The organism is Variovorax sp. (assembly GCF_965279555.1).
Classification (GTDB): Bacteria; Pseudomonadota; Gammaproteobacteria; order Burkholderiales; family Burkholderiaceae_C; genus Variovorax.
Genome location: NZ_OZ257247.1, coordinates 3,046,325 through 3,065,798 on the forward strand (window position 1 = coordinate 3,046,325; position 19,474 = coordinate 3,065,798).

Sequence of the window (19,474 nt, forward strand, 5' to 3'; positions counted from 1 at the left end):
CAGCGTGGCATCAGGAGGGCAGCTTGGAAACTGCCACGTGGCGCAGGAGCTCGGTCACCGAGGCATCCATTGCATCGGTGAAGGGCTTCGGATACAGGCCCATCCACAGCACGGCAATTGCCAGCAGGGCCAGCATCAGGAATTCGCGGGCATTGATGTCCTTGAGTTCCTTGACGTGGTCGTTGCCGACCGGGCCGAGGTACACGCGCTTGTACATCCACAGGGTGTAGGCCGCGCCGAAGATCAGTGCGGTGGCAGCGCCAAGGCCGATCCAGAAGTTGGCCTTCACGGCACCCAGGATCACCATCCACTCGCCCACGAAACCGGCGGTGCCCGGCAGGCCGCAATTGGCCATGGCGAACAGCAGCGCGAACGCGGCGAACTTGGGCATGGTGTTGACCACGCCGCCGTAGTCGGCGATCTGGCGCGAGTGCACGCGGTCGTACAGCACGCCGATGCCCAGGAACATGGCGCCCGACACGAAGCCGTGGGCAATCATCTGCACGATGCCGCCGGACACACCGAGCTCGTTGAAGATGAAGAAGCCGAGCGTCACGAAGCCCATGTGGGCGACCGACGAGTAAGCCACCAGCTTCTTCATGTCCTGCTGCACCAGCGCAACCAGGCCCACGTAGATCACGGCGATCAGCGACAGCGCGATCATGAGCCAGGCCCACTCGTGCGAGGCGTCCGGCGCGATCGGCATGGAGAAGCGCAGGAAACCGTAGGCACCCAGCTTCAGCATGATCGCGGCCAGCACGGCGGAGCCGCCGGTGGGCGCCTCGACGTGCACGTCAGGCAGCCAGGTGTGGACCGGCCACATCGGCACCTTCACGGCAAAGGCGGCGAAGAAGGCGAAGAACAGGAAGGTCTGCGCGGTCGAACCCAGCGGCAGCTTGTGCCAGGCCAGGATGTCGAAGCTGCCGCCCGACTTGTTGTACAGGAAGATCAGCGCCACCAGCATCAGCAGCGAGCCGAGCAAGGTGTACAGGAAGAACTTGAACGCCGCGTAGATCTTGTTCGGGCCGCCCCAGATACCGATGATCAGGTACATCGGGATCAGCGTGGCTTCGAAGAACACGTAGAACAGCACGCCGTCGAGCGCGGAGAACACGCCGATCATGAAGCCCGACAGGATCAGGAACGCGCCCATGTACTGGTTCACGCGCTCGGTGATCACTTCCCAGGCGGAAATGACGACGATGACCGTGATGAACGACGTCAGCAGCACCAGCCAGAGCGACAAGCCGTCGACCCCGAGGTGGTAGTTGACGTTGAAGCGAGCGATCCAGCTCGTCTTCTCTACGAACTGCATGGCGGCGGTTCCGTTCTGGAAGCGCGTGAACAGCGGCACCGTGACCAGGAAGCTCACGATGGCACCGACGAGCGCGACCCAACGAACGCCCCTGGCGTGCTCGTCACGGCCAAACGCCAGCAGCACGGCGCCGAATGCGATCGGCACCCAGATGGCAAGGCTCAACAAACCCATTTTTCTTTTTCTCCAGCGCTTAGGCTCAGCGTTTGAACCAGACGAAGTACGTCATCAGGACGAAGATGCCGAGCAGCATCGCGAAGGCGTAGTGATAGATGTAGCCCGACTGCATCCAGCGCACCACACCCGAAATCCGGCCGATCACTTTCCACGAACCGTTCACGACGGCACCGTCGATCAGGGCCTGGTCGCCGCCCTTCCACAGGCCGGTGCCGAGGGCACGGGTGGCGCGGGCGATGACGTTCTCGTTGAACCAGTCCATGTAGTACTTGTTCTCGAGCAGGCGGTAGATCGGGCCGAAGGCACGCTTGATGGCGGCCGGCAGCGCCGGGTTGATCATGTACATGTACCAGGACAGGACCACGCCGGCCAGCGCCAGCCAGAACGGCGCCGTCGTCAGGCCGTGGATGGCCATGGCCACAGGACCATGGAAGCCCTCCTCCAGCTCCTTCATGGCGTGGTGTTTGGCACCGTCCACGAAGATCGCGTTCTTGAAGAACTCGCCGAACAGCATCGGCTCGATCGTCATGAAGCCGATCACCACCGAGGGGATGGCCAGCAGCACCAGCGGCAGCCAGACGACCCAGGGCGACTCATGCGGCTTCTGGTCATGGCCGTGGCCGTGATCGTCATGACCGTGCCCATGGTCGTCATGGTGTGCGTCGGGGTTCTGGTCGTAGCGTTCCTTGCCATGGAAGACCAGGAAGTACATGCGGAACGAATAGAACGCCGTGATGAACACGCCGGCCAGCACCGCGTAGTACGCGAAGTTCGCGCCCCACAGGTGGCTTTCGTGCACCGCTTCGATGATGCTGTCCTTCGAGTAGAAACCGGCGAAGAACGGCGTGCCGATCAGCGCGAGCGAACCCAGCAGCGAGGTGATCCAGGTGATGGGCATGTACTTGCGCACGCCGCCCATCCAGCGGATGTCCTGGTTGTGGTGCATGCCGATGATCACCGAGCCTGCGCCGAGGAACAGCAGCGCCTTGAAGAACGCGTGCGTCATCAGGTGGAACACCGCGACCGAGTAGGCCGAGGCACCGAGCGCCACCGTCATGTAGCCGAGCTGCGAGAGCGTCGAGTACGCGACCACGCGCTTGATGTCGTTCTGGATGATGCCCAGGAAGCCCATGAAGAGCGCGGTGATGGCACCGATCACGAGGATGAAGCTCAGGGCCGTGTCGCTCAGCTCGAACAGCGGCGACATACGCGCCACCATGAAGATGCCGGCGGTCACCATCGTTGCAGCGTGGATCAGCGCGGAGATGGGCGTCGGGCCTTCCATCGAGTCGGGCAGCCACACGTGCAGCGGGAACTGCGCGCTCTTGCCCATCGCGCCGATGAACAGGCAGATGCAGATCACGGTGATGAGCATCCACTCGGTGCCCGGGAAGGTGATGCCGGCCAGCGTGCCTGCCTTGGCGAAGGCTTCGGTGTAGTTCAGCGTACCGGCGTAGGCAGCGATCAGGCCGATGCCCAGGATGAAGCCGAAGTCGCCCACGCGGTTGACCAGGAAGGCCTTCATGTTCGCGAAGATCGCGGTCGGCTTGTTGAACCAGAAGCCGATCAGCAGGTACGACACCAGGCCCACCGCCTCCCAGCCGAAGAACAGCTGGAGCATGTTGTTGCTCATGACGAGCATCAGCATCGAGAAGGTGAACAGCGAGATGTACGCGAAGAAGCGGTTGTAGCCGTCGTCTTCTTCCATGTAGCCGATGGTGTAGATGTGGACCATCAGCGACACGAAGGTCACGACGCACATCATCATGGCCGTGAGGCCGTCGACCATGAAGCCGACTTCCATCTTCAGGCCGCCCACGACCATCCACTCGTAGAGGGTGGCGTTGAAGCGGGCACCGTCGACGATCACGCTCTTGAGCGTCATGGCCGAGATGATGAAGGCGACCAGCACGCCCAGGATGGTGAGCGAGTGCGTGACCTTGCGGCCGATGTGATTGCCGCCGAACTTGGTGCCGAACAGGCCGGCAATGGCTGCGCCGACCAGGGGTGCCAGGGGCACGGCCAGCAAGGTGGATGCGGAAAGGGTTGCGCTCATGTTGCTGTCAACCCTTGAGCGAGTTGAGTTCGTCCACGTTGATGTTCGACTTGTTGCGGAACAGCAGAACCAGCAGCGCCAGCCCGATGGCCGACTCGGCCGCTGCCACGGTCAGGATGAAGAACACGAAGATCTGTCCGTGCATGTCGCCCAGGAAGTGGGAGAACGCCACGAAGTTCATGTTGACCGCCAGCAGCATCAGCTCGATGGCCATCAGCAGAACGATCAGGTTCTTGCGGTTCAGGAAGATGCCGATCACGGAGAGCGCGAAGAGCATCGCGCCGAGCGAAAGAAAGTGTCCGAGCGTGAGCGTCATGCCTTGTTTTCCTTTGCCGCGTCCGCAGTTGCTGCTTCAGCCACCGGTTCGGCTGCGCGCGTCGCGGGCATCTGCACGATGCGCACGCGGTCACGCGCCTTCACGCGAACCTGGTCGGCCGGGTTGGTGTACTTGCTGTCCTTGCGAGTGCGCAGGGTCAGGGCAATGGCGGCCACGATGGCCACGAGCAGGATGACAGCGGCAATTTCGAGCGGATACAGATATTGCGAGTACAGCAGCTTGCCGAGTTCGAGCGTGTTCGAGCTGTCGGCGGCCATGGCGCCGCTGGTGACGCGCGCTTCGCCGAGGCGGAAGCCGCCCATCAGCACGGCTGCCATTTCGAGCGCGATCAGCGCGCCTACGCCCGCCGCCAGCGGAAAGTGCTTCCAGAAGCCCTCTCGCAGGCTGTCGACGTTGATGTCCAGCATCATCACGACGAACAGGAACAGCACCATCACGGCGCCGACATACACCAGCACCAGAGAGATCGCGAGGAACTCGGCGCGCAGCAGCAGCCAGATGGCCGATGCCTGGAAGAAAGCCAGCACCAGGTACAACGCGGCGTACACGGGGTTGCGGGAAGTGATGACGCGGAACGCTGCGAACAGCAGCACCGCGGCAAACAGATAGAACAGACCGGTCTTGACGTCCATTGGAATTCGAATTGGTACGGGGTTCGGGCTGGTCGGATCAGCGGTACTTGGCGTCGGCCGCCTTGTTCGCTGCAATTTCTTTTTCGTAGCGATCGCCAACGGCCAGCAGCATGTCCTTGGTGAAGTACAGGTCGCCGCGCTTTTCGCCGTGGTATTCGAAGATGTGCGTCTCGACGATCGAGTCCACCGGGCAGCTTTCTTCGCAGAAGCCGCAGAAGATGCACTTGGTCAGGTCGATGTCGTAGCGCGTGGTGCGGCGCGAGCCGTCGTCACGCACATCGGATTCGATGGTGATGGCCAGCGCCGGGCAGACGGCTTCGCAGAGTTTGCAGGCAATGCAGCGCTCTTCGCCGTTTTCGTAGCGGCGCAGTGCATGCAGGCCGCGGAAGCGCGGCGACAGCGGCGTCTTCTCTTCGGGGAACTGCACGGTGATCTTGCGGGCGAAGGCGTACTTGCCGGTGATGGCCAGGCCCTTGAACAACTCGAACAGCATGAAGCTGCCCAGGAAGTCCTTGAGCGAGAACGGCGCGGACGGGGTTGCGGTGTGCGCAGCAGACATGATTGTTGGCGCTTCCTGTTATTTCCAGATGTTGAACGGCGTCTGCATCCAGCCACCGACCACGACCAGCCACACGAGGGTGACGGGAATGAAGATCTTCCAGCCCAGACGCATGATCTGGTCATAGCGGAAGCGCGGGAACGTCGAGCGAACCCACAGGAACATGGTGACCACGCAGAAGGTCTTCGCGCCCAGCCAGATCCAGCCCGGAATGAAGCTCAGGAACTCGAACGGGGGCAGCCATCCGCCGAGGAACAGCACCACGGTCAGGATCGAGACGAGCCACATGTTGGCGTACTCGGCCAGGAAGAACATCGCGAAGCTCATGCCCGAGTACTCGATCATGTGGCCGGCAACGATTTCGGACTCGCCTTCCACCACGTCGAACGGGTGGCGGTTGGTTTCAGCCAGGCCCGAGATGAAGTACACGACGAAGATCGGCAGCAGCGGCAGCCAGTTCCACGACAGGATGCCGACGCCCATGTTGGCGAACATGCCCTTGCCCTGAACATTCACGATCTCGCTCATGTTCAGGCTGCCGGTGACCATCAGCACCACGACGAAGCAGAAGCCCATCGCGATTTCGTAGCTCACCATCTGCGCCGAGGCGCGCAACGCGCCCAGGAAGGCGTACTTCGAGTTCGAGGCCCAGCCGGCGATGATCACGCCATACACCTCGAGCGAGGTGATGGCCATCACGAACAGCAGGCCGGCATTGATGTTGGCCAGCGCCACGTCGGGGCCGAAGGGAATCACGGCCCATGCGGCGAGCGCCGGCATGATGGTCATGATCGGGCCCAGCAGGAACAGGCCCTTGTTGGCGACCGTCGGAAGAATGATTTCCTTGGTCATCAGCTTGAGCGCGTCGGCGATCGGCTGGAGCAGGCCCAGTGGTCCGATGCGGTTCGGGCCGATACGGATCTGCGTGAAGCCGATGGCCTTGCGCTCCCACAGCGTGAGGTACGCCACGGCCAGCATCAGCGGGATCACGACGACGATGATCTTGATCAGCGTCCAGACCACGGGCCAGACCACGCCGGTCCACCAGCCTGCGGCAACCAGCCCCTGGCCGAAGCCATGAATGGTGTCGACGATCATGCCAGTGCCTCCTCGGCACGAGCCGTCACGTTCGAACCAGCCGATGCGTTGCGCGCGTCGGCGGTCAGTTGCAGCGACGGCGCGCGGCGCACGATCGAGTCGAGCTGGTAGATGCTCGCGACCACGGGCGCGGCAACCACGCCGCTGGAAGCGACTGCATTGGCGGAGGTCGCGTTGCTCAGTGCGTTCGCGGGCACGGCACCCTTGTCACCCACGGTGGCCAGCACTTCAGCGGTCGATTCGAACGCGAAGCCTTGCAGGCCCAGCAGGTTGGCCAGCACGCGCAGCACCTTCCACGCCGGACGCGTTTCGCCCTGAGGCTTCACGACGGCATGGAAACCTTGCACGCGGCCTTCGGCATTGACGAAGGTGCCAGGGGTTTCGGTGAATGGAGCGATCGGGAGCAGCACGTCGCTGAACTCGAGGTTGGCCTTGAACGGGCTGAGCGTGACGACCATTTGCGCATTGCCGATGACATCGGCAGCGGCCTTGCCGGCAGCCGAGTCGAACACCGGCTCGGTGTTCAGCAGCAGCACGGCCTTCAGGCCGGAGCCCGCGGCGAGCATGCGGCCGGCATCGAGGCCGCCGTTCTTCGGGAACGCACCGACGAGCTGCGCGCCCACGGTGTTGGCGGCTTCGGTCAGGTAGCCGACGGTGGCGCCGGTTTGCGCGCCGATCCAGTTCGCCAGCGCCAGCAGGCTGCTGGCTTGGGCGTGGTGGGCGGCGGCGTTGCCGAGCAGCACGGCCTTGCTTTCGCCGCTGAGCAGCGAGGCCGCGATGGCCTTGGCGGCGGCGTCCGGTGCATTCTTCGGAGCCAGCGGCGCGGCTGCGCCATTGGTCTCGCCGATGGCCGCAGCCACGGCGGCCAGCGCCTCGACCCACTGGTCGGCTTCGACGATGGACGACTGCGCCACGTCGATGGCCCAGGCGTTGCGGTCGGCCATGAGGCTGGCCGAGGTGATCACCGACAGCGCGGCGCCCTTGCGCACGGCTTGGCGGATGCGCTGTGCGAACAGCGGATGTTCCTTGCGCAGGTTCGAGCCCACGACCAGCGCGCGCTGCACTTGCGTGAGCGAGGCGATCGAGGTGCCGAGCCAGCGCACGCCTTCGAACGCCGTGAATTCGGCGTTGCGCAGGCGGTAGTCGATGTTGTCGCTGCCGAGTTCACGCGTGAGCATGGTGGCGAGTTGCAGCTCTTCGAGCGTGCTGTGCGGGCTGACCAGCGTGCCGATGCTCTGCGCGCCATGGTCGGCCTTGATCTGCTTGAGGCCGTTGGCGACGTACTCGAGCGCCGTCTGCCAGTCGACCTGCTGCCATTGGCCGCCCTGCTTCAGCATGGGCTGCGTCAGGCGTTCCGTGCCGTTGAGCGCTTCGTACGAGAAACGGTCGCGGTCGGCGATCCAGCATTCGTTGACGTCTTCGTTCTCGAGCGGCACCACGCGCATCACGCGGTTGTTCTTGACCTGGACGATCAGGTTGGCGCCGGTGGAATCATGCGGGCTCACCGACTTGCGGCGCGAGAGTTCCCAGGTGCGGGCGCTGTAGCGGAACGGCTTGCTCGTGAGCGCGCCGACCGGGCAGATGTCGATCATGTTGCCCGACAGCTCAGAGTCGACCGAGTCGCCGACGAAGGTCTCGATTTCGGAGTGTTCGCCGCGGTGCGACATGCCGAGCTCCATCACGCCGGCCACTTCCTGGCCAAAGCGGACGCAGCGCGTGCAATGGATGCAGCGGCTCATTTCTTCCATGCTGATGAGCGGGCCGACGTCCTTGTGGAACACGACGCGCTTTTCTTCCTCGTAGCGCGAGGAAGAACCGCCGTAGCCCACGGCCAGGTCTTGCAACTGGCATTCGCCGCCCTGGTCGCAGATGGGGCAATCCAGCGGATGGTTGATCAGGAGGAACTCCATGACCGACTGCTGCGCCTTGATGGCCTTCTCGCTCTTGGTGCGAACGATCATGCCTTGCGTGACGGGGGTGGCACAGGCCGGCATCGGCTTGGGCGCTTTTTCCACGTCGACGAGGCACATGCGGCAGTTGGCCGCGATGCTGAGTTTCTTGTGATAGCAGAAGTGCGGGATGTACGTGCCCGCCTTGTCGGCAGCATGCATCACCATGCTGCCCTCGGTCACTTCGACCTTCTTGCCGTCGAGTTCGATTTCGATCATGAGTATGTTTCTTCTCGCGCTCAGGCCTTGACGGGCGCCGTCGGAACGTGGCCCGGAATCAGGGCTTCGAACTCGTGACGGAAATGCTTGATCATTGCGCGCACAGGCATGGCCGCGGCATCGCCGAGCGCGCAGATGGTGCGGCCCATGATGTCGCCGGCGACGGAGTCCAGCAGTTGCATGTCGCTGGGCTTGCCCTGACCGTTATGGATGCGGTCCACCACGCGGTAGAGCCAGCCGGTGCCTTCACGGCACGGCGTGCACTGGCCGCAGGACTCGTGCATGTAGAAGTACGAGAGGCGCTTGAGCGACTCGACCATCGAACGGCTGTCGTCCATGACGATCACCGCGCCCGAGCCCAGCATGGAGCCGGCCTTGGCGATGGAGTCGTAGTCCATGGTGCAGGCCATCATGATGTCGGCCGGCAGCACCGGCGCCGACGATCCGCCGGGAATCACTGCTTTCAGCGTGCGGCCCTTGCGCACGCCGCCAGCCAGCTCGAGCAGCTTGGAGAACGGCGTGCCCATGGGCACTTCGTAGTTGCCGGGCAACTCGACGTCGCCGCTCACCGAGTAGATCTTGGTGCCGCCGTTGTTCGGCTTGCCGCATTCGAGGTAGGCCGGACCGCCGTTGCGGATGATCCAGGGCACCGCCGCGAAGGTCTCGGTGTTGTTGATGGTGGTCGGCTTGCCGTACAGGCCGAAGCTGGCCGGGAACGGCGGCTTGAAGCGCGGCTGGCCCTTCTTGCCTTCGAGCGATTCGAGCAGCGCGGTTTCCTCGCCGCAGATGTAGGCGCCGAAGCCGTGGGCGGCATGCAACTGGAAGTTGTACGTGCTGCCCATGATCTTGTCGCCGAGGTAGCCGGCGGCGCGCGCTTCTTCGAGGGCTTCCTCGAAGCGGTCGTAGGTCTGGAAGATCTCGCCGTGGATGTAGTTGTAGCCCACGCTGATGCCCATCGCATACGCGGCGATGGCCATGCCTTCGATCACGATGTGCGGGTTGAACTGCAGGATGTCGCGGTCCTTGCACGTACCCGGCTCGCCTTCGTCGGAATTGCAGACGAGGTACTTCTGGCCCGGGAACTGGCGGGGCATGAAGCTCCACTTCAGGCCGGTCGGAAAACCCGCGCCGCCACGGCCGCGCAGGCCCGAAGCCTTGACTTCGGCGATCACCTGGTCGGGCGTGAGGCCCTCGGTGAGGATCTTGCGCAGGGCCTGGTAGCCGCCGCGCGCCTCGTAGTCGGCCAGACGCCAGTTGGTGCCGTCGAGGCCCGCATAGATCTGCGGCTCGATGTGGCGGTCATGGAAACAGGTCTGGACGCCCGTTGCCTGGAACTGCTGAAGCACTTGTTCGGGTGACATCACGAAGCCTCCCCCTTGGCGGCCGGCGCGGCATTGCGCAGGCCGTCGATGAGCTGGTCGAGCTTTTCGTTGCTCATGAAGCTGCACATGGTGCGGTCGTTGACCAGCATCACGGGCGAGTCGGCGCACGCGCCGAGGCATTCGCTCTGCTGCAGCGTGAACAGACCGTCGGCCGTGGTCTCGCCCATCTTGATGCCGAGCTTCTTCTCGAGGTGCACGAGGGCGGTGACGCCGTCGCGCAGCTGGCAAGGCAGGTTGGTGCACACATTGAGCTTGAACTTGCCAACCGGGTGCTGGTTGTACATGTTGTAGAAGGTCGTCACTTCGTGCACGGCGATGGGCGCCATGCCGAGGTACTCGGCAATCTCGCGCTCGCGCTGCAGGCTGACGAAGCCCTCGTCCTGTTGGACGATGGCCAGGCAGGCCATCACCGCGGATTGCTTGCCTGCTTCGGGGTACTTGGCCACCTCGCGAGCAAAGCGATCGAGGATCGCCGGCTGCAGAGGGGAAGAAGGCGCCGAAGGCGCCGTGTCATGGTGGGTCGAGGAAGTCATTCGCTCTTTCTCACCTGTCGATCTCGCCGAACACGATATCCATCGTGCCGATCACCGCGACAGCGTCGGCGATCATGTGACCGCGCGACATTTCGTCGAGGGCGGCGAGGTGCGGGAAACCAGGGGCGCGGATCTTCAGGCGGTACGGCTTGTTGGCGCCGTCGCTCACGAGATAGATGCCGAACTCGCCCTTCGGATGCTCGACGGCGGCATACGCCTCGCCTTCGGGCACGTGGAAGCCTTCGGTGAAGAGCTTGAAATGGTGGATCAGTTCCTCCATGTTCGCCTTCATCGATTCGCGCGCGGGCGCGGCAACCTTGTGGTTGTCGGTGATGACAGGACCAGGGTTGGCGCGCAGCCAGGCCGAGCACTGCTGGATGATCCGGTTGGCTTGGCGCATCTCTTCCACGCGAACCAGGTAGCGGTCATAGCAGTCGCCAGTCTTGCCGACCGGCACGTCGAACTGCATGCGCTCGTAGACGTCGTAGGGCTGCTTCTTGCGCAGGTCCCATTCGATGCCAGAGCCGCGCAGCATGGGGCCGGTGAAGCCGAGGTTCAGCGCGCGCTCCGGCGTGACAACGCCGATGCCCACGGTGCGCTGCTTCCAGATGCGGTTGTCTGTGAGCAGCGTCTCGTACTCGTCGACCATCTTCGGGAAGCGCTTGCAGAAGTCGTCGACGAAGTCGAGCAGCGAGCCCTGGCGGTTCTCGTTGAGCTTCTCGATCGCCTTCGCGTTCTTGATCTTGCTGACCTTGTACTGCGGCATCGCGTCCGGCAGGTCGCGATAGACGCCGCCCGGACGGAAGTACGCCGCGTGCATGCGCGCGCCGGACACGGCCTCGTACATGTCGAACAGGTCTTCGCGTTCGCGGAAGCAGTAGATGAGCATGTTCATCGCGCCGCAGTCGAGACCGTGCGCGCCGAGCCACAGCAGGTGGTTCAGCAGGCGGGTGATCTCGGCGAACATCACGCGGATGTACTGCGCGCGCTCCGGCACCTCGAGACCCATCATCCGTTCGATGGCCAGGCAATAGGCGTGCTCATTGCTCATCATCGACACGTAGTCGAGACGGTCCATGTACGGCAGCGACTGGATGAAGGTCCGCGATTCGGCGAGCTTCTCGGTCGCGCGATGCAGCAGGCCGATGTGGGGATCGGCGCGCTGGATGACTTCGCCGTCCAGCTCCAGCACCAGGCGCAGCACGCCGTGTGCCGCCGGATGCTGGGGACCGAAGTTGAGTGTGTAGTTCTTGATTTCGGCCATATCAGTCAGTGCAAACCGCCGCCGTAGTTGTCTTCGCGGATCACGCGCGGGGTGATTTCTCGCGGCTCGATCGATACCGGCTGGTAGACGACGCGCTTCTGTTCTTCGTCGTAACGCATTTCGACGTGACCCGACACCGGGAAGTCCTTGCGGAACGGGTGGCCGATGAAGCCGTAGTCGGTCAGGATGCGGCGCAGGTCGTCATGCCCTTCGAACACGATGCCATAGAGGTCGAACGCTTCGCGCTCGAACCAGGTCGCGGCATTCCAGACAGGCTGCAGCGAATCGACCACGGGCAGGTCTTCGTTCGGCGCGAACACCCGGAGGCGCACGCGCTGGTTGAGGCTCACGGAAAGCAGGTGCGTGACGACGCCATAGCGCTCGCCCTGCCACTCGCCTTCGCGGTAGTCGGAATAGTCCATGCCGCAGAGATCGATCAGTTGCTCGAAACGGCAGCCGGGCGCGTCGCGCAGCAGCAGCGCGGCGTCGATGTAGTCGGTCGAATCGACCACGACGGTCACCTCGCCGAGTGCGATCGTCACGCTCTTGGCCTTGTCGCCGAGCGTCTCGGCGATGGTGGCGCGCAGCACCTCCGGCGAAATTGCAAAGTCAGTCATCGTCGGCAATCTCTCAGGCGCGGGCAATGGTGTTGGTGCGGCGAATCTTCTGCTGCAACTGGATCACGCCGTAAAGCAGAGCTTCGGCGGTGGGCGGGCAACCCGGCACGTAAACGTCGACCGGCACGATGCGGTCGCAGCCGCGCACGACGGAATAGCTGTAGTGATAGTAGCCGCCGCCATTGGCGCACGAGCCCATCGACAACACCCAGCGCGGTTCGGGCATCTGGTCATAGACCTTGCGCAATGCCGGAGCCATCTTGTTGCACAGCGTGCCGGCCACGATCATCAGATCGGACTGGCGCGGACTGGGACGGAACAGCATGCCGAAACGGTCGATGTCGTAGCGGGCAGCACCCGCGTGCATCATTTCCACGGCACAGCATGCAAGGCCGAACGTCATCGGCCAGAGAGATCCGGTCTTCGCCCAATTCACGACCGAGTCATAGGTCGTGGTGACGAAACCTTCTTTGAGAACGCCTTCAATGGCCATTGTGTAGCTTCCTTGTCATTCCCAGTCGAGCGCGCCTTTTTTCCACTCGTAGGCGAAGCCCACGACGAGGATGGCGAGAAAGATCATCATGGCCCAGAAGCCGACAGCACCGATCTCCTTGAGCGCAATGGCCCACGGAAAGAGAAAGGCAATTTCGAGATCGAACAGGATGAAGAGAATCGCGACGAGGTAATAACGCACGTCGAACTTCATGCGTGCATCCTCGAAGGCTTCAAAGCCACACTCGTAGGGAGCGTTCTTTGCGGCGTCGGGCCGATTGGGACCGAGAATGTATCCGATGACCTGAGGGGCGACGCCTACGCCGACTCCGACCAAAATGAACAAAAGGACGGGGAGGTAGGAGTCGAGATTCATCGAGAGTTTTTCACCGCTTGCCACCGGCAAGAAGAACCCCTGGATGAGGCTTTCTGCCGATGAGATTTGGTGCGGTCGGCGAGACTCGAACTCGCACAGCTTTCGCCACTACCCCCTCAAGATAGCGTGTCTACCAATTTCACCACGACCGCGGTATTTACTGTTCGGATGGCATGAGGTACCTGCAACAGGTATTTGGCTTTCCGAACAGATTTAGAGTTTACCCTGAAAACGAGCCGTTTTTCACTGACAGCTCATGAAAACGAGTTGATTACTTGCTGGGAATCTGGCCGGGCGCCGGAGCGGGCGTGGCAGGAGCCGACGCAGGGGCTGCAGGAGCGGCTGCACCAGGGATTTCGCCGGCTGCAGGAGCAGCAGGTGCAGCGGGTGCAGCAGGCGCTCCGACAGCAGCGCGCTCGAGCAGGCTGCCACCACCAGCAGGACGCGAATGGCTGAAATAGGCCAGCAGCAGCGTACATGCGAAGAACACCGCGGCAAGCACCGCCGTGGTGCGCGACAGGAAGTTCGCACTGCCGCTCGCACCGAACAGGCTGCCGGCACTGCCGCTGCCGAAAGCTGCGCCCATGTCGGCGCCCTTGCCGTGCTGGATCAGGATCAGGCCGATCATGACGAGGGCTGCCAGCATCTGCACGCCGACCAGAAGGTTGAGGACCACATTCATTCGTTCTTACTCCTAATTGATTGCCACCGTTGCCCGCGTTCAGCGAGCAGCGGCAGAGATGATCTGCAAAAAGTCGGGCGCCTTCAGCGACGCGCCGCCGATGAGGCCTCCGTCGATGTCGGCCTGTGCCAGCAGCTCCGCGGCATTCGCCGCGTTCATGCTGCCGCCGTAGAGGATATTGATGGCCGCAGCGTGCTCGCTCGCTGCGTGATGCAGCTGCGCGCGCAGCACGGCATGCACTGCCTGGGCCTGCTCCGGCGTGGCCGTCTTGCCTGTGCCGATGGCCCAGACAGGTTCGTAGGCCACGACGATCTCGCTGATGCAATGGCCGTTCACATGGATGACCGCCGCCAGCTGACGCTTGACGACTTCTTCGGTCTGCCCTGCTTCGCGCTGTGCCAGCGTTTCGCCGACGCAGACGATCGGCGTGATGCCGTTGGCCAGTGCGGCAGCGGTTTTCGCAGCCACGGCCTCATCGGTCTCGCCGTGATACTGGCGACGCTCCGAGTGACCGACGATTGCATAGCGCACGCCGAAATCCTTCAGCATCGCCGCCGACTGCTCGCCGGTGAAAGCACCTTGGGGATGCGCCGAAATGTCCTGCGCACCCAATGCCAATGCGGGCGAGCCCGCCAGCAGCGATTGCAGTTGCGCGAAGTACGGCGCGGGCGCGCACAGCGCCACGTCGCACGCGGCCGGGCTGGCAGCCAGGCCTTGCTGAAGCGCCTTCACCAGCGCCTCGTTGGCAGCCAGGCTGCCATTCATCTTCCAGTTGCCGGCGATCAGTTTCTTCTTGGTTGTCATCGCGTTCTTCTCGTCACCATGACAGCACGATCTTGCCGATGTGCTGGTTCGATTCCATCAGCGTGTGAGCCTGGGCGGCGCCGCTCGGTTCACCCGCTGCCGCAAAAGTACTGTGGATCACGGGCTTGATCGCGCCGCTCTCGAGCAGCGGCCAGACCTTTTCGCGCAGCGCCTTGGCAATGGCGCCCTTGAATGCCACCGGCCGCGGACGCAGCGTCGAGCCGGTGATCGTGAGGCGCCTGCGCAGCACGAGGCCCGCATTGATCTGGCTCTTCACGCCGCCCTGCACCGCAATGATCACGAGCCGGCCATCTTCGGCCAGGCACTCGATCTCGCGCGCCACGTAGTCGCCGGCGACCATGTCGAGCACCACGTCCACGCCCTTCCCGCCCGTGAGCTTCTTCGCCTCTTCGACGAAGTCGCTCGTGCGGTAGTTGATGGCATGGTCCGCGCCCAGCTTCTTGCAGGCTTCGCACTTGTCGTCGCTGCCGGCCGTGACGATCACGGTCGCACCGAGCGCCTTGGCGATCTGGATCGCCGTCACCCCGATGCCGCTCGAGCCGCCCTGGATCAGAAGCGTTTCGCCCTTCTGCAGTCGGCCACGCTCGAACACGTTGCTCCAGACGGTGAAGAAGGTCTCCGGCAGCGAAGCCGCCTCGACATCGCTCCAGCCCTTGGGCACCGGCAGGCACTGCGCGACAGGCGCCACGCACAGCTGCGCATAGCCGCCGCCCGCAATCAGCGCGCAGACACGGTCGCCGACCTTGAAGCCCGCCTCGGCCAATGCCGCGGCATCGCCCGACACGATCTCGCCGGCCACTTCGAGGCCCGGCAGATCGGATGCGCCCGGCGGCACCGGATAGTTGCCCATCCGCTGCAGCACGTCGGGGCGATTGACACCACTCGCCGCAACGCGGATGAGCAATTCGCCAGCGCCGGCAACCGGATCGGGGCGCTCCGCCACGCGCAGCACCTCGGGGGCGCCGAACGAAGTGATTTCAATGGCTTTCATGGTCTTTCGGCCTCCTGCGCCCGCAGATGGGGCGAAGCTTGCTGTTCAAAAGATGGCAACGGCGGCACTGGACCGCCGTTGCGCCCTTCTTACTCCTGAGGCTCGCGCGGGGCTTGCTGGTGCTGCTCGCCGGCCGGAGCCTGCGGCTGCTCGTTGCGCGGTTGCTGCTGCTGGTCGTTGAAGCGCGGTGCGCGCTCGCCACGATCACCACCGCGGTCGCCGCGATCACCACGGTCCGAACGCTCGCGGCGCTCGCCACCACGGTCACCGCGATCGCCACGGTCTTCACGCGGCGGGCGCTCGCTGAATTCCATGCCGGCCGGACGCTCGGTCAGGGCCTTCATGGACAGCTTGACGCGGCCCTTTTCGTCGGTCTCGAGAACCTTGACCTTCACGATCTGGCCTTCGCTCAGATAGTCGGTCACCTTCTCGACGCGTTCGTGCGCGATCTGGCTGATGTGCAGCAGGCCGTCCTTGCCGGGCAGCAGGTTGATGAGCGCGCCGAAGTCCAGGATCTTGGTGACCGGGCCTTCGTAGACCTTGCCGATTTCGACTTCGGCCGTGATCTGCTCGATGCGCTTCTTGGCCAGCTCGGCCTTTTCCGGATCGGTCGAGGCGATGGTGATGGTGCCGTCTTCGTCGATGTTGATCGTCGTGCCGGTTTCTTCCTGCAGGCCACGGATGACCGAGCCGCCCTTGCCGATCACGTCGCGGATCTTCTCGGGGTTGATCTTCAGCGTGGTCAGGCGCGGAGCGAAGCTGGAGACTTCGGCCTTGGCCTCGCCCATGGCTTCCTGCATCTTGCCCAGGATGTGCATGCGCGCTTCCTTGGCCTGCGCCAGTGCGACCTGCATGATTTCCTTGGTGATGCCCTGGATCTTGATGTCCATCTGCAGCGCGGTGATGCCGTTGGTGGTACCGGCAACCTTGAAGTCCATGTCGCCCAGGTGATCTTCGTCGCCCAGGATGTCGGTCAGCACCGCGAAGCGGTTGTCTTCCTTGATCAGGCCCATGGCGATGCCGGCCACGTGCGCCTTCATGGGCACGCCGGCGTCCATCATCGAGAGGCAGCCACCGCACACCGATGCCATCGACGACGAGCCGTTCGACTCGGTGATTTCCGACACCACGCGAACCGTGTACGGGAATTCTTCCTTGCTCGGCAGCACGGCGACCAGGGCGCGCTTGGCCAGGCGGCCGTGACCGATTTCACGGCGCTTGGTCGAGCCCATGCGGCCCACTTCGCCGGTGGCGAAGGGAGGCATGTTGTAGTGGAACAGGAAGCGGTCTTCGTATTCGCCGGCCAGCGCGTCGATGCGCTGCGCGTCGCGTTCGGTGCCGAGCGTGGTGATGACCAGCGCCTGGGTTTCACCGCGCGTGAACAGGGCCGAACCGTGGGTGCGGGGCAGCACGGAGTTGCGGATCTCGATGGGGCGCACGGTGCGCGTGTCGCGGCCGTCGATGCGGGGCTCGCCCGACAGGATCTGGCTGCGCACGATCTTCGATTCGATGGCGAACAGCAGGTCGCTGACCTTGCCGGAGTCGAATTCGGTGCCTTCGGCCTTCAGTGCCTCGAGCACGCTGGCGTTGGCTTCGCGCAGGGCTTGCGTACGGGCTTGCTTGCTGCGAATTTGATAGACGGCGCGCAGCTTGTCTTCGGCCAGGCCCTTGACCTTGGCGACGAAGGCTTCGTCTTCGGCAGGGGCCTTCCAGTCCCACACCGGCTTGCCGGCGTCGCGCACGAGTTCATGGATCGCGTTGATCGCGACGTTGGCTTGTTCGTGGCCGAACACCACGCCGCCCAGCATGATTTCTTCGCTGAGTTGCAGGGCTTCGGATTCGACCATCAGCACGGCGGATTGCGTGCCGGCGACGACGAGGTCCATCTGCGAATCCTTGCGGGCGGTCTGGCCCGGATTCAGCACGTACTGGCCGTTGATGTAGCCCACGCGGGCCGCACCGATCGGGCCGTTGAACGGCACGCCGGAGATCGATAGCGCGGCGCTCACGCCGATCATGGCGGCGATGTCGGCGTCGACTTCGGGGTTGAGCGAGATCGTGTGGATGACCACATGCACTTCGTTCAGGAAGCCTTCGGGGAACAGCGGACGGATCGGGCGGTCGATCAGGCGGCTGGTCAGCGTTTCGTGTTCGCTGGGCTTGGCTTCGCGCTTGAAGAAGCTGCCGGGGATCTTGCCGGCGGCGTAGGTCTTCTCGATGTAGTCGACGGTCAGCGGGAAGAAGTCCTGGCCGGCCTTGGCCGACTTGGAAGCGACCACGGTCGCGAGGATGACGGTGCCGTCGATGTCGACGAGCACGGCGCCGCTGGCCTGGCGGGCGATTTCACCCGTTTCCATGACGACGGTCTTGTCGCCCCACTGGAACGACTTGGTGACTTTGTTGAAGAGGCTCATGTTTTGCTCCTGTTTTGATAGCGGACTACACAGAGTCCGCAAGAGACGGAGGCTTCTCAGAACACGATGCCATTCCAGCGAAGCTCGGGGAGAACTTCATTGGAATGACACAGCTTCGCTCTGTTTTGGCACTCCGAAAGTGGATCGCGAAGTAAAAAACGCCTGAGCTAGCGGACTAACCCAGGCGTTTTTTCATGCGATTTGGTTTACTTGCGCAGACCCAGCTTGGCGATCAGCGCGGTGTAACGGTCGGCGTCCTTGGACTTGAGGTAGTCGAGGAGCTTGCGGCGGCGGCTCACCATGCGCAGCAGGCCGCGGCGACCGTGGTGGTCCTTGGCGTGCGTCTTGAAGTGGGGGGTGAGCTCGTTGATACGGGCGGTCAGCAGTGCGACTTGCACTTCAGGGCTGCCGGTGTCGTTGGCGGCGCGGGCGTTGTCTTTGACGACTTCGGCCTTGATGGAGGCTGCGATCATGTTGATTTCCTTGTTCCGGGATGTTTGACTTGCGGTGTGCGCTGGAACTGCACCCACCGTGCGCCTTGCGGCATGCAAAGCCTCGGGATTATAGCTCGACGACTTTCACCGGGCTTTCATGCCCCCTGGAACCCCTTCCATCGAGGGAAGCCAGCCCCACCGCGCCCAGAACGCAGACGCCCCCGGCAATCTGGGCCGGGCTGATGCTTTCGCCCAGCCAGAGCGCCGCCAGCACAAGCGCCGAGACCGGCAGGATGGCCGTGAACAGCGCCGCCTCCGCCCCGCGCAACCGGGACGAGCCGGCGAACCACAGCACGAAGCCCAGCACGGTGGGCACCAGCGCGTAGTACGCGACACCGGCCAGCGCCTGCATCGGCAAGGCATGCTCCCAGGCTCGCTCGAACAGGGCCGGAACCAGCGACAGCAGCAGTCCGAAGGCGGCCATCAGCGTCGAGAGCGCCAGCGGGCGCACCGGCACCCGCAGCCGCTTGTTGAGCAGGATGAACATCGCCTCGCAGACGACCGCGCCCAGGACCAGCAGGTTGCCCAACAAGGCCGCGGGAGATTTCGAGTCCCCTGCCGAAACGGCTCCTGCCCCGGGCCAACTGATCGCCAGCACCCCTGCCGTCGCCAGCGCGATGCTGCCCACCAGGTAGCGTCCCGGCCGCTCGCGCAGCGCAATCACTGCCACCAGCGCCGCCACCGCCGGCAAGGTGCCCGCCACCACACCCGCACTGGCCGCCGGCGCCCAGCGCACGCCCATGATCAGCAGCACGGTGTACCCGACACTGCCCAGCCCCGCCTGACACAGCAGCAGCGCCATGTCGCGCCGGCCGGGCCTCGGCCACGGGGTGCGGGTCAGCCGCATCAGCAAGAGGAACACCGGCAGTGCCATCGCGAACCGCAGTGCGGTCGCAGTGAAAGGCGGCAGCCCGCCCGCGATGACCTTGCTCGCCACCACAGTGCTGCCCACCGTGACCATCGCCAGCGCGCACAGCGCCATGCCCTTCGACCGTTCCGACATGCAAGCCCCTTCGCTTTCGAGAAAAGGGCAAGCTTCGCGGGCGGCGCGCGCCGCGTATT

Annotated in this window: 19 protein-coding genes and 1 tRNA gene; all 20 read right to left on the reverse strand. The window is 63.8% G+C overall.

All coding sequences use genetic code 11. The features are described 5' to 3' along the window. Window positions 1–10 precede the first annotated feature (10 nt). On the reverse strand, window positions 11–1,489 hold the full coding sequence (locus ACQY8B_RS14470; protein ID WP_422087333.1) for an NADH-quinone oxidoreductase subunit M: 1,479 nt from the start codon (window positions 1,487–1,489) through the stop codon (window positions 11–13). 25 nt (window positions 1,490–1,514) lie between these two features. Continuing rightward, window positions 1,515–3,548, reverse strand: a complete 2,034-nt coding sequence (gene nuoL / locus ACQY8B_RS14475) for an NADH-quinone oxidoreductase subunit L (RefSeq protein ID WP_422087334.1) — start codon at window positions 3,546–3,548, stop codon at window positions 1,515–1,517. 7 nt (window positions 3,549–3,555) lie between these two features. Then, entirely contained in the window at window positions 3,556–3,864 is a 309-nt protein-coding gene (nuoK, locus tag ACQY8B_RS14480) for an NADH-quinone oxidoreductase subunit NuoK (protein WP_019653383.1), read from the reverse strand. After that, a complete protein-coding gene (locus ACQY8B_RS14485; RefSeq protein ID WP_422087335.1) occupies window positions 3,861–4,517 on the reverse strand; it encodes an NADH-quinone oxidoreductase subunit J in 657 nt (218 codons plus the stop codon). Before ACQY8B_RS14485 ends, nuoK begins: the two co-directional genes overlap by 4 nt. Window positions 4,518–4,554: 37 nt before the next feature. Next, complete coding sequence (gene nuoI, locus ACQY8B_RS14490) at window positions 4,555–5,076, reverse strand: NADH-quinone oxidoreductase subunit NuoI (protein WP_042579825.1); 522 nt, start codon at window positions 5,074–5,076, stop codon at window positions 4,555–4,557. 18 nt (window positions 5,077–5,094) lie between these two features. Beyond that, entirely contained in the window at window positions 5,095–6,174 is a 1,080-nt protein-coding gene (nuoH, locus tag ACQY8B_RS14495; protein ID WP_422087336.1) for an NADH-quinone oxidoreductase subunit NuoH, read from the reverse strand. Next, window positions 6,171–8,342, reverse strand: coding sequence for an NADH-quinone oxidoreductase subunit NuoG (gene nuoG, locus ACQY8B_RS14500; RefSeq protein ID WP_422087337.1), 2,172 nt, complete (start codon window positions 8,340–8,342; stop codon window positions 6,171–6,173). Before nuoG ends, nuoH begins: the two co-directional genes overlap by 4 nt. A 20-nt stretch (window positions 8,343–8,362) precedes the next feature. Next, complete coding sequence (gene nuoF, locus ACQY8B_RS14505; protein WP_106934983.1) at window positions 8,363–9,703, reverse strand: NADH-quinone oxidoreductase subunit NuoF; 1,341 nt, start codon at window positions 9,701–9,703, stop codon at window positions 8,363–8,365. Continuing rightward, window positions 9,703–10,257, reverse strand: coding sequence for an NADH-quinone oxidoreductase subunit NuoE (gene nuoE, locus ACQY8B_RS14510; RefSeq protein ID WP_422087338.1), 555 nt, complete (start codon window positions 10,255–10,257; stop codon window positions 9,703–9,705). The genes nuoF and nuoE overlap by 1 nt, the downstream gene beginning before the upstream one ends. 10 nt (window positions 10,258–10,267) lie before the next feature. Next, a complete protein-coding gene (locus tag ACQY8B_RS14515; RefSeq protein ID WP_422087339.1) occupies window positions 10,268–11,521 on the reverse strand; it encodes an NADH-quinone oxidoreductase subunit D in 1,254 nt (417 codons plus the stop codon). Between the two features lie 5 nt (window positions 11,522–11,526). Continuing rightward, window positions 11,527–12,138, reverse strand: a complete 612-nt coding sequence (locus ACQY8B_RS14520; RefSeq protein WP_422087340.1) for an NADH-quinone oxidoreductase subunit C — start codon at window positions 12,136–12,138, stop codon at window positions 11,527–11,529. A 13-nt stretch (window positions 12,139–12,151) separates the two neighbouring features. Next, complete coding sequence (locus tag ACQY8B_RS14525) at window positions 12,152–12,631, reverse strand: NuoB/complex I 20 kDa subunit family protein (protein WP_007837763.1); 480 nt, start codon at window positions 12,629–12,631, stop codon at window positions 12,152–12,154. A gap of 15 nt (window positions 12,632–12,646) precedes the next feature. Next, window positions 12,647–13,006, reverse strand: coding sequence for an NADH-quinone oxidoreductase subunit A (locus ACQY8B_RS14530; RefSeq protein WP_012748607.1), 360 nt, complete (start codon window positions 13,004–13,006; stop codon window positions 12,647–12,649). 67 nt (window positions 13,007–13,073) lie between these two features. Continuing rightward, window positions 13,074–13,158, reverse strand: a tRNA-Leu gene (locus ACQY8B_RS14535). A gap of 119 nt (window positions 13,159–13,277) precedes the next feature. Beyond that, a complete protein-coding gene (gene secG, locus ACQY8B_RS14540) occupies window positions 13,278–13,688 on the reverse strand; it encodes a preprotein translocase subunit SecG (RefSeq protein ID WP_422087341.1) in 411 nt (136 codons plus the stop codon). Between the two features lie 39 nt (window positions 13,689–13,727). Beyond that, the gene (gene tpiA, locus ACQY8B_RS14545; RefSeq protein WP_422087342.1) at window positions 13,728–14,492 is read right to left on the reverse strand and encodes a triose-phosphate isomerase; all 765 of its coding nucleotides are present in this window, start codon (window positions 14,490–14,492) and stop codon (window positions 13,728–13,730) included. 13 nt (window positions 14,493–14,505) lie between these two features. Next, the gene (locus ACQY8B_RS14550; RefSeq protein ID WP_422087343.1) at window positions 14,506–15,504 is read right to left on the reverse strand and encodes an NAD(P)H-quinone oxidoreductase; all 999 of its coding nucleotides are present in this window, start codon (window positions 15,502–15,504) and stop codon (window positions 14,506–14,508) included. A gap of 89 nt (window positions 15,505–15,593) precedes the next feature. Beyond that, complete coding sequence (gene pnp, locus ACQY8B_RS14555; protein ID WP_422087344.1) at window positions 15,594–17,918, reverse strand: polyribonucleotide nucleotidyltransferase; 2,325 nt, start codon at window positions 17,916–17,918, stop codon at window positions 15,594–15,596. Between the two features lie 206 nt (window positions 17,919–18,124). Then, the gene (gene rpsO, locus ACQY8B_RS14560) at window positions 18,125–18,391 is read right to left on the reverse strand and encodes a 30S ribosomal protein S15 (protein WP_007837783.1); all 267 of its coding nucleotides are present in this window, start codon (window positions 18,389–18,391) and stop codon (window positions 18,125–18,127) included. An 88-nt stretch (window positions 18,392–18,479) separates the two neighbouring features. Then, window positions 18,480–19,415 (reverse strand): DMT family transporter, encoded by a 936-nt coding sequence (locus ACQY8B_RS14565; protein WP_422087345.1) that lies wholly within the window; start codon window positions 19,413–19,415, stop codon window positions 18,480–18,482. Window positions 19,416–19,474 lie beyond the last annotated feature (59 nt).

Coding starts and splice junctions, on each gene's coding strand:
- nuoF (WP_106934983.1), bottom strand. CDS start 9,703: ATGTCACCCGAACAAGTGCTTCAGCAGTTCCAGGCAACGGGCGTCCAG.
- ACQY8B_RS14550 (WP_422087343.1), bottom strand. CDS start 15,504: ATGAAAGCCATTGAAATCACTTCGTTCGGCGCCCCCGAGGTGCTGCGC.
- tpiA (WP_422087342.1), bottom strand. CDS start 14,492: ATGACAACCAAGAAGAAACTGATCGCCGGCAACTGGAAGATGAATGGC.
- ACQY8B_RS14470 (WP_422087333.1), bottom strand. CDS start 1,489: ATGGGTTTGTTGAGCCTTGCCATCTGGGTGCCGATCGCATTCGGCGCC.
- ACQY8B_RS14525 (WP_007837763.1), bottom strand. CDS start 12,631: ATGGCCATTGAAGGCGTTCTCAAAGAAGGTTTCGTCACCACGACCTAT.
- ACQY8B_RS14565 (WP_422087345.1), bottom strand. CDS start 19,415: ATGTCGGAACGGTCGAAGGGCATGGCGCTGTGCGCGCTGGCGATGGTC.
- nuoI (WP_042579825.1), bottom strand. CDS start 5,076: ATGTCTGCTGCGCACACCGCAACCCCGTCCGCGCCGTTCTCGCTCAAG.
- nuoG (WP_422087337.1), bottom strand. CDS start 8,342: ATGATCGAAATCGAACTCGACGGCAAGAAGGTCGAAGTGACCGAGGGC.
- nuoK (WP_019653383.1), bottom strand. CDS start 3,864: ATGACGCTCACGCTCGGACACTTTCTTTCGCTCGGCGCGATGCTCTTC.
- secG (WP_422087341.1), bottom strand. CDS start 13,688: ATGAATGTGGTCCTCAACCTTCTGGTCGGCGTGCAGATGCTGGCAGCC.
- ACQY8B_RS14520 (WP_422087340.1), bottom strand. CDS start 12,138: ATGACTGACTTTGCAATTTCGCCGGAGGTGCTGCGCGCCACCATCGCC.
- nuoH (WP_422087336.1), bottom strand. CDS start 6,174: ATGATCGTCGACACCATTCATGGCTTCGGCCAGGGGCTGGTTGCCGCA.
- ACQY8B_RS14530 (WP_012748607.1), bottom strand. CDS start 13,006: ATGAATCTCGACTCCTACCTCCCCGTCCTTTTGTTCATTTTGGTCGGA.
- rpsO (WP_007837783.1), bottom strand. CDS start 18,391: ATGATCGCAGCCTCCATCAAGGCCGAAGTCGTCAAAGACAACGCCCGC.
- ACQY8B_RS14485 (WP_422087335.1), bottom strand. CDS start 4,517: ATGGACGTCAAGACCGGTCTGTTCTATCTGTTTGCCGCGGTGCTGCTG.
- ACQY8B_RS14515 (WP_422087339.1), bottom strand. CDS start 11,521: ATGGCCGAAATCAAGAACTACACACTCAACTTCGGTCCCCAGCATCCG.
- pnp (WP_422087344.1), bottom strand. CDS start 17,918: ATGAGCCTCTTCAACAAAGTCACCAAGTCGTTCCAGTGGGGCGACAAG.
- nuoL (WP_422087334.1), bottom strand. CDS start 3,548: ATGAGCGCAACCCTTTCCGCATCCACCTTGCTGGCCGTGCCCCTGGCA.
- nuoE (WP_422087338.1), bottom strand. CDS start 10,257: ATGACTTCCTCGACCCACCATGACACGGCGCCTTCGGCGCCTTCTTCC.